Origin of the sequence: Staphylococcus ureilyticus (assembly GCF_002902235.1) — a bacterium.
GTDB lineage: Bacteria > Bacillota > Bacilli > Staphylococcales > Staphylococcaceae > Staphylococcus > Staphylococcus ureilyticus.
The window spans coordinates 1-12,736 of sequence record NZ_PPRL01000040.1 but is presented as its reverse complement, the minus strand read 5'-3'; the positions used below and the strand labels follow the sequence as shown (position 1 = coordinate 12,736).

Genomic DNA, 12,736 nt, shown 5'->3' with positions numbered 1-12,736 from the left:
TCAGGATTTGTTTTATATTGTATGTCGTTGCTATTTTGCAATGTGAATCAGTTGGTCACCAGGACGTATCCATTGTTTTTTAAAACAAATTCTATAAAGAAAGAAACTGATAATGGCTGGCAATAAAATGTGGAAAGTAAGAATTAAGGACCAAGTCTGTATAGAGCCACCCATTGTATTGATAGTCATAATTTGACCGATGAAGCCGCTTGTGCCCATACCAGCACCTGCAGCATTATTTGTCATAGGGAAGCACGTTGTCATAATAGGTGCAACAATAGCGCTTGTAAGAGTAGGTGGTAGTAAAATCATTGGATGTTTAATGATATTTGGGACTTGCAACATACTTGTACCAATACCTACAGAAAGCACACCACCCCAACCATTATCTTTATAGCCAGTAACTGCAAAACCAACCATTTGTGATGCACAACCAATTGTTGCTGCGCCTGCAGCGAGGCCATTCAAATCTAACATCAACGCTAAAGCTGCACTTGAGATCGGTGCAGTTAAAGCTAAACCAAAGATAACAGAGACTAAGATACCCATGATGAATGGTTGTTGATCCGTGGATGCAATGATAATTTTGCCTAAGCCTGTCATAAATTGATTTAATGCTGGTCCAAAAGCCTTTGCAATCAAACCACCAATTAATATCGTTAGTAGTGGAGATAAAATGATGTCGATTTTTGTTTTGCAAGCATATAATCTACTCAGTTCAACAACGATGACTGTAGCGATATAAGCGCCCACTGGACCACCATCAAAAGTTGTATAACCTAATGTACCTACGATAACACTAGAAAATGTAACGAGTGGTTTTGCGCCTAAACCGTAAGCTATCGCCACACCAATAGCGGCACCAGTCATGGACATTGCTACTTGACCGATTGCTGATAAAAATGTCAGATTTAATTGTGGTAATAATGTTTGTTCTCCAAGCGTTTCTAAAATCAATCCGATAATCAAAGAGCCAAATAACCCTAAAGCCATATAACTTAGCGCTTCAATGATCCATCTATGTAGATAATTTTTCATACTTCCTCCCCTTAAAACCATTGATAATTAGCAAATTAATATAATTATATAGTTTGTCGTGGTTTATAGCTAGTCTATTTAAGGATTTCTTAAAAACTTACATTAAACATGCTTGCTAAAAAATATTGAAAACATTAAGGAATAGTCTCAGTGAGCACATGTTATTTCAAATGCAGTATTCGATTTTTTATGATAAAAAAATGCGTTAGTTAGATTGAGTATAGCAAGATAAGTAATATTGACTGAGGTGTGTAAGACGTTATTACAAATCGCATTTAAACATTGTTATATAAAAACACACCCTGACATTAAAGATCAGGGTGTGTGTTAAGCTTTATTTTTGCCATGTTTACTGGGAAATATAAAGCTATTGCTGAATGGTTATTAAGCTTTGTTTACTGATGCATCATAGATAGAATCGATTGTATCTGCTAAAATTTTATCAAATTCTTCATCTGATTGATTGACATTTAAGTCATTGATTAATGCACGAGAGAAACTAGCAATTAAGTCTTTGTTTTGTTTTAAAACTTCGTTAGCATGTTCTCTACTATAACCACCGGATAAAGCAACGACACGAACCACATTAGGGTGTACGATTAATTCTTGATATTGGTTAGCTTTAGTTGGGATTGTTAATTTTAACATTACGAGTTCATCGTCATTTAATTTATTTAGCTCAGCTAATATTGCACTTGATAAGTATGATTCAATCTCTGCTTTGTTATCAGCATTGATATTTACCTCTGGTTCGATAATTGGGACCAATCCAGCAGAGATGATTTGTTTTCCAATTTCGAATTGTTGTTGTACAACTTGGTCAATACCAGTTTTATTAAATTCTAAAATATTAGAACGCATTTTTGTACCGAAAATTTTATGATCATTTGCACGGTTTAATAATTTATCTAAATCTGGAATTGGCTTCATTAATTGCACGCCGTTTTGTTCTTCAGCTAAGCCTTTATCAACTTTTAAGAAAGGAACGACACCTTTATCAGCTAAATAGTCACCAGTATGTTTACCTTCTACCTCACGGTCCATCGTTTGTTCGAAAAGAATTGCACCAATGATTTTATCGGAACTGAATGCAGGTGATGAAACAATTCGTGTACGCATATCATGTACAAGTTTAAACATTTCATCTTCACTGTTATATTGATCTTCAGTTACACCATAGTCACTTAATGCTTTAGGTGTACTGCCACCACTTTGGTCTAATGCAGCAATGAATCCTTTGCCGTTTTTCACTTTATCAAATTGTTCTTTATTCATTCTTACCACTCCTTTTGCTTTTATTCATATATAGTATGATAAAAATTAGGTGTCAACGCAAGTTGTAGGCTCTAAGTGAAACGAATTATTCATATTTTAATATGGTTAGCAATGTTGTATGTTTCATAATCATATATTATTTCGTTAATGCTATTAAAAATATAGGTGTTGGATTATAAAATTCATCATGTGATTGATAAATACGTTTATGAATGGTCGTATCTACATGGATGGGTTTTGTATTTATTTGCTTAAGGATATTTAAATCGTATTGAGGGCGGTCGTAGTGATTAATTGAAATACTTTGTTTTATATTTTCACTCTCTGCTAACATCGTGTCTCCTAAAGTATGATGCGCGTGGTGATTTGGTATATCACTATAATCTGTAAAAGCATCGTTGCCATAATCTCCATCGATATTAATGAGTGTAGCATTTGGTTTTAAAACGCGTAACCATTCTTGGTAGGCAGCTTTTGTATCTGGTAATAACCATGTAACATTTCTAGAAATGACTAGGTCAAAATACGCATCGTCAAAATGTAAATGTTCAGCATCCATGACTTGAAAGTTGACATTTATATTAAAACGTAATGCATTTTGCTTAGCAGATTGAATCATTTCAGGGGAAAGGTCAATACCAGTAACTTGTGCACCTTGTTGTTGACATAGAATTGCTAGAAAACCTGCGCCTGTGCCAATGTCTAAGATTTTCATACCGGGTTCGATTGTTATAATTTGGTTTATTTCAGATAGCCATCTTTCTGCGTGCACACTTTTAAGTTCTGCTTGCTTGTCTTTGCTAAAAGAAGTCGCACGCTTATTCCAATAATTAATGATTTTATTTTTGTTCATGTTAAATACCTCATTTATTATAAATACATTATATATGAATTATAAGCTATTTTAGTTGAAAAGTATGGGATTAATAGTTTTGCAAAAAGAAAAACGGGACAGGAATCGCTTGTAAAGCATGATTTCTGTCCCGTTCTTTATGTGCGTTTTTCTAATTACTTACGTGGTAATCCGTATTGATTAACTACTTTGTCACTATCGGTAATCATGTAAAAGAAAGCGACAATATTTAAAATGAAGAAAATAATGCTACTAATGCCGAAAATAACTGCTAAAATATTGAAAAATAAGCCGTCACCAGATGGGATAAATGAGGCAATTAAAAATAACACGGAAAAGACGCCAAATATAATTGGAAAAGTCATCGTCCGACCAATATCATGCATGCGTCTTGTAGCCACTGAAAAATCAGGAATAAAGATAATAATTGTAAATAAAGCGCTAATTGCGTCACTTATCGACGTTGGTATTTTGAAAATATAGTCTAATAGTATAGCCAATAGAATAGTGATTAATATATTGACTAAAAATGGAAACCACAATTCTTTTCTTCTAGCACGCCCTTTAAAATCAAGCGCATTTTTCCAATACAATTTATAATAATGCCACATGATATAAACTCCCTTTGTTAAATATTGAGAATTACCAATATTATTTTTAAAAAATTAAAGTATATTGAAATTTAATTGTGTGTTGAATTTACTATAGAAAAAGGAAAATAGCAACTGTTCGAAAAAATATAAAAATAATATTAATACACAAATAACGCATAATAATACAAAAAGAAAGTTTGTTCCGTTCGTTAATTTCGTTAAATTTAAACTTAACACTGCGATTGTAACGATTTTAGAGACTGTGACTAATAGAAATATTATATATTTATTCATCTTTTGTGTTTGTGTTTTTTGAATGCAATTTGCATTATTATTAAAAGTTCGTTAGGCTCATGTTTGTAATTTAATAAATGGTTTTGCTAAAAAATTATAGTGATTAGCAAATTTTTTACATATTTTACTAACAATAAGGGGTGTCTATTGTGAAAAAAGAAAGAGTAAAAGTAATGGATTGGACGACCTTTATAGGGTCTTCGTTGATATTACTGATTGCAGTTATTCCGATGATGGTTTTTCCTAAGGCCAGTCAGGACATAATTACGCATTTAAATGAGGTCGTGTCGAGTACACTCGGCTCAATATATTTATTGATTGGACTTGCAACGTTAATATTTGTACTTTATATCGCATTTGGTAAATATGGTAATGTGACGCTTGGTAAAGCGACAGACAAGCCTGAATTTAATAATTTTAGTTGGGCAGCTATGTTATTTTGTGCCGGTATTGCTTCAGATATTTTATATTGGGGCGTTATTGAATGGGCATTCTATTATCAAGATCCTCCACATGGCGGTAAAGGAATGACGGATAGTGCATTGAATTACGCTACTATGTATGGCATGTTCCATTGGGGACCAATTGCTTGGGCCACATTTGTATTGCCAGCACTAGCAATTGGTTATCTTGTTTTTATTAAGAAAAAACCAGTTTATAAAATTAGTCAAACAATGCGTCCGATTTTAAGAAGTCAGACAGATGGTATTATAGGAAAAATAGTTGATATTCTATTTATTTTTGGTCTGCTTGGTGGTGCAGCTACTTCATTAGCACTGGGTGTGCCAATGATTTCTGCAGGCATAGAAAAATTAACAGGTATTGGAGACAGTATGTTGATGCGTAGCATTATTCTCTTCACAATTACAGCTGTCTTCGCATATAGTTCTTATTCTGGTTTGAAAAAAGGAATTAAAGTTTTAAGTGATGCGAATGTTATTTTATCTTTTGTATTACTAGGATTTGTATTTATTGTTGGACCGACTGTATTCATTATGGAAACGTCCATCACTGGCATGGGTAACATGATTAAAAATTTCTTCCAAATGGCTACATGGATTGAACCATTTGGCGGTATAGGTGGTCGTAAAGAAACGAATTTCCCACAACAATGGACGATTTTCTATTGGTCATGGTGGATTGTATATGCGCCATTTATAGGATTGTTTATTGCGCGTATTTCTAAAGGACGTACACTTAAAGAAATTGTGCTTGGAACAATTGTTTATGGGACGTTAGGATGTGCACTGTTCTTTGGTATTTTTGGAAACTATGCAGTTTATTTACAAATCACTGGTTCATTCGATGTGATCCATTTCTTAAATACGCATGGTACAGAAGCTACTATTATAGAAGTTATGCATCAATTACCATTCCCTAATTTAATCATTGTACTATTCTTGTTATCTGCATTCTTATTCTTAGCGACTACATTTGATTCAGGTTCATATATCTTGGCTGCAGCTTCTCAAAAGAAAGTCATCGGCGAGCCATTAAAAGCAAATAGATTGTACTGGGCTTTTGCATTATGTCTATTACCATTTGGACTGATGTTAGTAGGTGGTGAACGAGCGTTAGAAGTCTTGAAAACAGCTTCTTTATTAGCTAGTGTCCCGCTGTTGGCTATATTTGTCATGATGATGATTTCATTCTTAAGGACATTGTCCGAAGATAGATTGAAACTAGAAGATAGAGCCGAAAAATATAGGGAAGTAGAAAGACGTTCGTTACGTATAACACAAGTAAGAGAACGGAAAGAAAATGATAAGTAATATAAAACAAGCGCACCACTATCTTATTTTATGGTGAGATAGTGGTGCGCTTATTTTGTATAGAGACAGTGATTCGGATTACTTTGTAAAACGAGTAGCATGTATAGTATTCAATCACTATGAACACATACTTAAAGCTGAGACATTATAAACTGTCTCAGCTTTTTAACTAAAAATGTTAAAAGCAAGCTTCCAACATAACTATGACTCTTTTTTTTCTGGAATTGGGAAATATTTAAATATTTCACCAGATTCTAATGCATTGCTTAAATTATCTAACCATTCATAATAAGGTAAAGTATCTAATAATTGTTGTTTAACTTCCTCTGCTTCAGATTTTGTAGCTTCATCTGCTTTGCTGTTATCAATAATCTTATCAAGGATGGCTACTGCATCATGAACACCTTCTGAATTAATAACAATTTCACGACGCCATTTGCGTGAAAAGAAATTACTAAAGAAATTAAAGAAATCTTTTTCAGCGACAAAATGTTGTTTTCTACTTCCACGTGTGAATTGTTGCTTAACAATATCAAATTCTTGCAATCTTTTAACACCAGCACTCATGCTGGGCTTGCTCATTTGTAATTGTTCTCTCATTTCATCAAGTGTCATACTGTCTTCAAAGAGCATTGTTCCAAATAAGTTACCTACACTTCTATTGATGCCGTACAAATCCATGGTTTCGCCAATAGCATTAATAACGATATCCTTAGCTTCCTCTAATTGATAATCAGGGTTGGTCGAATGTACCAATTGTCCACCTCCGTTCAAGTCCTTATAGAGTTAAGTGAAAAATAAATAGTGAGTTTCTATAGTTTACCTTCCATATAAAAAAGATGCATGCATAAACCCCTATCATATTTAAACACATTTGACACTTTTTCAACTACTATGATAACATAAAGTTCATAAAATTCGTTAAATAAAAATTTAACAAACTTAACGGAGGTAATTTTAATGGAACTTGTAGATCATTTATCTCGTCTTCAATATATTGATGGAGCATGGGTGGAAAGCTCAAATAAGCAAACAAGAGAGATTATTAATCCATATAATCAAGCAGTTATTCTAGAAGTAGCAGAAGGAACTGCGGAAGATAGTGAACGTGCAATTTTAGCAGCAAGACGTGCTTTCGAAGAAGGCACATGGGCTAATGAAACAAGTGAAAATAGAGGTAAGAAAGTTAGAGCAATAGCTAATATGATTGAAAAACACCGTGAAGAATTAGCGAAACTTGAAACGTTAGATACAGGTAAGACATTAGAAGAATCTTATGCTGATATGGACGATATCGCAAATGTATTTAACTTTTTCGCTGGGTTAGCAGATAAAGATGGAGGAGAGATTATTGATTCTCCTATTCCGAATACAGAAAGTAAAGTTGTTAAAGAGCCAGTAGGTGTTGTAACACAAATCACACCTTGGAATTATCCTTTACTTCAAGCATCTTGGAAAATTGCGCCAGCATTAGCGACTGGTTGTTCTTTAGTAATGAAACCAAGTGAAATTACACCATTAACAACAATCCGTGTGTTTGAATTGATGGAAGAAGTAGGCTTCCCTAAAGGTGTCATTAACCTAGTATTAGGTAAAGGTTCTGAAGTTGGAGAACCACTATCAGCACATAAAGATGTCGATTTAGTTTCATTTACAGGCGGCATTCAAACAGGTAAACATATCATGAAACAAGCGGCAGATCATGTAACAAATGTTGCTTTAGAACTCGGTGGTAAAAACCCTAATATTATATTCGAAGATGCAGACTTTGAACTTGCAGTTGATCAAGCGCTAAATGGTGGCTTTTTCCATGCAGGTCAAGTATGTTCAGCTGGTGCAAGAATCATAGTAGATAACAAAATAAAAAAACAATTTGAACAAGCGTTAATTGAAAGAATTAAAAATATTAAATTGGGCGACGGCTTTAACCCAGAAACTGAAATGGGTCCAGTAATCTCTGCAGAACATAGAGAAAAAATAGAGAAATATATAGAAATAGCTAAATCAGAAAATGCCACTATTGCTATCGGCGGTAAACGTCCAGAACGTGAGGACTTACAAGACGGCTTATTCTTTGAACCAACAGTGATTACTGATTGTGATACTTCAATGCGTATCATTCAAGAAGAAGTGTTTGGACCTGTAGTAACAATCGAAGGTTTTGATACAGAAGCACAGGCCATCACACTGGCGAATGACTCTATTTATGGCTTAGCTGGCGGTGTGTTTACTAATGATGTTGGTAAAGCAGAACGTGTCGTTAACCAATTGAGAATGGGCACAGTTTGGATCAATGATTTCCATCCATATTTTGCGCAAGCACCATGGGGCGGATATAAACAGTCAGGTATTGGTAGAGAACTTGGAAAAGAAGGTCTAGCAGAGTACCAAGTTGAGAAACATATCCTTCGTAACACAAATCCAGAGCCTGTAAATTGGTTCGGTAAAGCGTAACGTTAATCACAAAATTTACGATGAAGCTTATAAATATGTATATCAGGAGGCTATATAAAAATGAGAGAAGCATATGATTATATTATTATCGGAGGCGGTAGTGCCGGATCAGTATTAGGTGCGAGAATTAGTGAAGATGTATCTAATAACGTACTTGTACTTGAGGCAGGACGTAGTGACTATCCTTGGGATTTATTAATCCAAATGCCAGCTGCTTTAATGTATCCAGCAGGCAATAAACTGTATGATTGGATTTATGAAACTAACGAAGAACCACATATGGATGGTAGAAAAGTAGGTCATGCCCGTGGTAAAGTGCTTGGTGGTTCAAGTTCTATTAACGGCATGATTTATCAAAGAGGTAACCCAATGGACTATGAAAAATGGGCAAAACCTGAAGGCATGGATAATTGGGATTTTGCACATTGTTTACCATACTTTAAACGTTTAGAAACAACATTTGGTTCAAGTAAAGATGATCCATACCGTGGCCATCATGGTCCGATTAAATTAAGAAGAGGTCCTGCATCGAATCCATTATTCCAAGCGTTTTTTAATGCAGGTGTAGAAGCGGGCTATAACAAAACACCAGATGTTAATGGTTTCCGACAAGAAGGATTTGGTCCTTTTGATAGCCAAGTTCATAATGGTCGTCGTGTTTCAGCTTCAAGAGCATATTTACATCCAGCAATGAAACGTAAAAATTTAGACGTACAAACACGTGCTTTTGTTACTAAACTAAATTTTGAAGGAAATAAAGTAACTGGTGTTACATTTAAGAAAAATGGTAAAGAACATACAGTTCATGCTAAAGAAGTCATTTTATCAGGTGGTGCGATAAATTCACCACAATTATTACAATTATCTGGTATTGGTGATTCAGAACATTTACGTTCTGTAGGTATTGAGCCACGTTTACACTTACCAGGTGTTGGTGAAAACTTTGAAGACCATTTAGAGGTATATGTGCAACATGCATGTAAACAACCTATATCAATGCAACCAAGTTTGAATAAATTGAAAATGCCATTTATTGGTTTGCAATGGATATTAGGTCGTAAAGGTGCTGCAGCATCCAATCATTTTGAAGGTGGCGGCTTTGTTCGTTCTAACAATGAAGTAGATTATCCAAACCTAATGTTCCACTTCTTACCGATTGCAGTAAGATACGATGGTACTAAAGCGCCAACTGCACATGGTTATCAAGTTCACGTTGGTCCAATGTACTCTAATTCACGTGGCCACTTGAAGATTAAATCTAAGGATCCATTTGAAAAACCGGATTTCGTCTTCAATTATTTGTCTACTGAAGAAGATAAACGTGAGTGGGTAGAAGCAATTAAAGTAGCTAGAAATATCTTGTCTCAAAAAGCTTTAGATCCATTCAATGGTGGAGAGATTTCACCAGGACCTGAGGTTCAAACAGATGAAGAAATTATCGAATGGGTAAAACGTGATGGAGAAACAGCATTACATCCATCTTGTAGTTGTAGAATGGGACCAAAATCTGATGAAATGTCAGTAGTAGATCCTGAGACATTTAAAGTACATGGTATGGAAAATTTACGTGTCGTAGATGCTTCAGTTATGCCACGTACGACAAATGGTAATATCCATTCTCCAGTATTGATGATAGCTGAAAGAGCTGCTGATGTAATTAGAGGTAAAAAACCATTAGAACCTGAATATATTGATTTTTATCGTCATGGTGTACATGATAAAGACGCAGGTACAGTAAAATAAAGTACATGCTATTAATATATAAGAACCTCCTATTTTCATTCGTAATGAATGAAAACGGGAGGTTTATTTTAGTGGATTGAAACCATTGGTTATGAAATAACAACCTCTTTAATTTATGAAGCTGAATACGCTAAGTTGAAGGTGTGTTTTCTTTAAACTATAGTACTTCAGTGACAGTGATTTAAGAACGTATTTTTCTCCAAGTATAGCCTGCGTGCAAGACTACTAGTTTAAACTATTTACACATATTGTACTTCAGTGGATCAAAGATGTAAGATTTTAAAAATAATAGCGCGCTAATCCATCATGGATTAGCGCGCTTGTTTGTACATAGCCATATATAAGCTATGCGCATGATATCTTTTAATATTTATTGATTTTTGGTAATTAAATCAGCGATTGCTTTAGCAGCATTACCATTTTCAATTGAGCAAAAATCATTATAAAATTTATCAATTTTAGGTTTATAATCAGTTTCAATTTGATTTAAATGTTGTAAATCTTCAGCTAGTTGATATGCATCTTGATAAATAGGACCTGGTAAATCTTTGTGATAGTCTAAATAGAAGCCTCTTAAATCTTTAGCATATTTATCTAGATCATAAGCAAAGAAAATTTGAGGTCTTTTTAATACGCCATAGTCAAACATTACAGAAGAATAATCTGTGATTAAGCAATCAGAAATGAGATATAATTCTGAGATGTCACTATAGTTTGATACATCGATTGCAAAATCTTCATAACCTCTTAGATCTAATGCGTTAGCAATAAGATAATGCATTCTTAATAGAATAACATAGTCATCACCAATTTTTTGCTGTAAATTATTTAAATCGATTTTTAAGTCGAATAAATATTTTCCTTTTTTGACAAATTCATCATCACGCCAAGTTGGTGCATACATAATTACTTTTTTGTCTTTAGGTAAATTTAAGTTTTCTTTAATTTCTTGAATGTAAGCTTGATCATTTGCACGATTAACTAAGACATCATTTCTAGGATAACCAATTTCAAGTATTTTTTCTGGTGGCATCCAAAAAGCTGTTTCAAATATCTTAGATGAATAAGCGTTTGGAGAGACAAGGTAATCCCATCTGCTTGTTTCTTCTTTGAAATTACGTTTATAGTTATCAGTTGTTGTTCCAGGCATACGGATGACTTTCATATCATTTGCTAAGCGTTTTAAAGGCGTGCCGTGCCAAGTTTGAATATAAACTTGGTTAGCTTTTTTATTTAGGTATAATGGGAGTCTTGCATTTGTTACCCAGTATTTTGCACTAGCGTAAGCTTCATAGTATGCGTTAGAACCCTTTTTAACTTTTTTGGCAGGTCCTGGTAAATAGACTTGATCAGGTTTTCTGAATACCCAAATAAATTCATAGTTTGGATGGTATTTCATCATATACTCATAGATATACTTTGGACTGTCACTATAATTTTTACCACCAAAAGCTTCGAAAACGATTGTATTCGGCTTAACTTTGTTTTCGCTATCTGTAAGTTGATATAATGAACGGTTTTTATTTTTTCGACGTAAAATAACATTTTTAGCTAAGCGTGCACGCTTTCTAAATCGATTTACTTTAAATGCCGGCTTTTTCTTATTAAACATAAGCATTAATGATTCTAAAATAAATAATGGTTTCTCGCTTTTGAATATTGTAGTCATTAACTGTCTTGTGACTTTTGGTAAAAGCTCACTATTTGATTTATATCTTTCAGGTGTTTTTCTTAATGATGGCTCAAACGAATCTCTATATAAATTTTTCATCTTAGTTTTAATGAATTTTTTGTTTTCTTTTAAAGGCGCACGTTTTACAGCGTCTGAAAAACTATAAACGTAGTCATTAAAAATAATATTGAAATCTTGAGTTGACAACGTCGGTTTTTCAAACGGATCATAAATTTCTCCTTTAATATAGAAAGGGAATCTACTGATTCTTACAAAACCGTTTGAATATTTAATGAATTCTAAGACGAAAGACCAGTCGATAAAGATATCTAAATCTTCATTGAATTTAATATTATGTCCACGCATAATTGCTGTTTTAAAAACGATATTACAAACAGAATGTTTACGTAGAAATTGATTTGATTTTGTTTTAGTGTTTAAATATTGCACTTTCACTAAATTTTGATCGACGTATTGTGGCACATCTAAAGTGAAAGAATGAATAGGTGCAATTAAAGCATCGTATTGATTTAAATGTTTCATATAGAAAGCTAACGCATAAGACGCAAGATAATCATCAGAATCTATAAATATAAAATAAGGTGATGTTACTGAATCTAGCGCAATATTTCTTGCATAAGCATGTCCGAAATTTTGAGTTAAATCAATTTCTTTAATTGAGATGTTCCAATCTTTGATTGTTTCAGTTGCAATAGCTTTTGAACTATCAGTTGAACCATCGTTCACTAATATTAATTCAAAATCTTGGAACCTTTGATTTTTTAAGCTGTTTAAGCAATTTTCAATATAATCTTCGGAGTTGTAATAAGTTACAATTACTGATACAGATTTCATTATTTTACCTCTTTTTCCATTAACTCTATTTATTATTTGAATAGCATACTTGTGCTGATAATATTCAAAATAATAGGGTGTTTTTTTAAAATAACTTCACCGTTTAGGAGTTAAAACGGATTTATTTATTTTACTACAATATAAATATATATTCAAAACATCAACTATTGCTTATTTTCAATTACAC

The 12,736-nt window shown here is 33.5% G+C and carries 9 protein-coding genes; 3 read left to right on the top strand and 6 right to left on the bottom strand.

Going from position 1 to position 12,736, the window contains the following annotated elements; all coding sequences use genetic code 11:
• Positions 1 to 30: 30 nt before the first annotated feature.
• The 4 genes from CD150_RS04375 to CD150_RS04360 all read right to left on the bottom strand — a co-directional run bounded on the left by CD150_RS04375 (position 31) and on the right by CD150_RS04360 (position 3,777).
• Entirely contained in the window at positions 31 to 1,038 is a 1,008-nt protein-coding gene (locus tag CD150_RS04375; protein WP_073344585.1) for a PTS sugar transporter subunit IIC, read from the bottom strand.
• 384 nt (positions 1,039 to 1,422) lie between these two features.
• Positions 1,423 to 2,313: a fructose bisphosphate aldolase gene (locus tag CD150_RS04370; RefSeq protein ID WP_103161377.1), complete on the bottom strand. Its 891-nt coding sequence runs from the start codon at positions 2,311 to 2,313 to the stop codon at positions 1,423 to 1,425.
• Positions 2,314 to 2,449: 136 nt separating this feature from the next.
• A complete protein-coding gene (locus CD150_RS04365) occupies positions 2,450 to 3,166 on the bottom strand; it encodes a class I SAM-dependent methyltransferase (RefSeq protein ID WP_073344582.1) in 717 nt (238 codons plus the stop codon).
• A gap of 155 nt (positions 3,167 to 3,321) precedes the next feature.
• Positions 3,322 to 3,777 carry a DUF805 domain-containing protein gene (locus CD150_RS04360; RefSeq protein WP_064209166.1) on the bottom strand — a complete coding sequence of 152 codons (456 nt, stop codon included), beginning with the start codon at positions 3,775 to 3,777 and terminating at the stop codon, positions 3,322 to 3,324.
• A 425-nt stretch (positions 3,778 to 4,202) separates the two neighbouring features.
• On the opposite strand from CD150_RS04360, the gene CD150_RS04355 reads away from it, so the two are divergent.
• Complete coding sequence (locus tag CD150_RS04355; protein WP_103161376.1) at positions 4,203 to 5,825, top strand: BCCT family transporter; 1,623 nt, start codon at positions 4,203 to 4,205, stop codon at positions 5,823 to 5,825.
• Between the two features lie 201 nt (positions 5,826 to 6,026).
• On the opposite strand, the gene cudC is transcribed toward CD150_RS04355, so the two are convergent.
• On the bottom strand, positions 6,027 to 6,581 hold the full coding sequence (gene cudC / locus CD150_RS04350) for a choline uptake/conversion transcriptional regulator CudC (protein WP_046206624.1): 555 nt from the start codon (positions 6,579 to 6,581) through the stop codon (positions 6,027 to 6,029).
• Between the two features lie 204 nt (positions 6,582 to 6,785).
• Here cudC and betB point away from each other — a divergent pair, with 204 nt between their 5' ends.
• Positions 6,786 to 8,279, top strand: a complete 1,494-nt coding sequence (betB, locus tag CD150_RS04345) for a betaine-aldehyde dehydrogenase (RefSeq protein ID WP_103161375.1) — start codon at positions 6,786 to 6,788, stop codon at positions 8,277 to 8,279.
• 60 nt (positions 8,280 to 8,339) lie between these two features.
• Positions 8,340 to 10,022: a choline dehydrogenase gene (betA, locus tag CD150_RS04340; protein ID WP_103161374.1), complete on the top strand. Its 1,683-nt coding sequence runs from the start codon at positions 8,340 to 8,342 to the stop codon at positions 10,020 to 10,022.
• A 370-nt stretch (positions 10,023 to 10,392) separates the two neighbouring features.
• Here betA and CD150_RS04335 read toward each other — a convergent pair whose 3' ends face one another.
• Positions 10,393 to 12,549, bottom strand: a complete 2,157-nt coding sequence (locus CD150_RS04335) for a bifunctional glycosyltransferase family 2 protein/CDP-glycerol:glycerophosphate glycerophosphotransferase (protein ID WP_073344579.1) — start codon at positions 12,547 to 12,549, stop codon at positions 10,393 to 10,395.
• Positions 12,550 to 12,736: the final 187 nt, after the last annotated feature.

Excerpts from the sequence above, each read along its gene's own strand:
- CD150_RS04360 (WP_064209166.1), bottom strand. The coding sequence starts at position 3,777 with ATGTGGCATTATTATAAATTGTATTGGAAAAATGCGCTTGATTTTAAA.
- CD150_RS04365 (WP_073344582.1), bottom strand. The coding sequence starts at position 3,166 with ATGAACAAAAATAAAATCATTAATTATTGGAATAAGCGTGCGACTTCT.
- CD150_RS04335 (WP_073344579.1), bottom strand. The coding sequence starts at position 12,549 with ATGAAATCTGTATCAGTAATTGTAACTTATTACAACTCCGAAGATTAT.
- CD150_RS04375 (WP_073344585.1), bottom strand. The coding sequence starts at position 1,038 with ATGAAAAATTATCTACATAGATGGATCATTGAAGCGCTAAGTTATATG.
- betB (WP_103161375.1), top strand. The coding sequence starts at position 6,786 with ATGGAACTTGTAGATCATTTATCTCGTCTTCAATATATTGATGGAGCA.
- betA (WP_103161374.1), top strand. The coding sequence starts at position 8,340 with ATGAGAGAAGCATATGATTATATTATTATCGGAGGCGGTAGTGCCGGA.
- CD150_RS04370 (WP_103161377.1), bottom strand. The coding sequence starts at position 2,313 with ATGAATAAAGAACAATTTGATAAAGTGAAAAACGGCAAAGGATTCATT.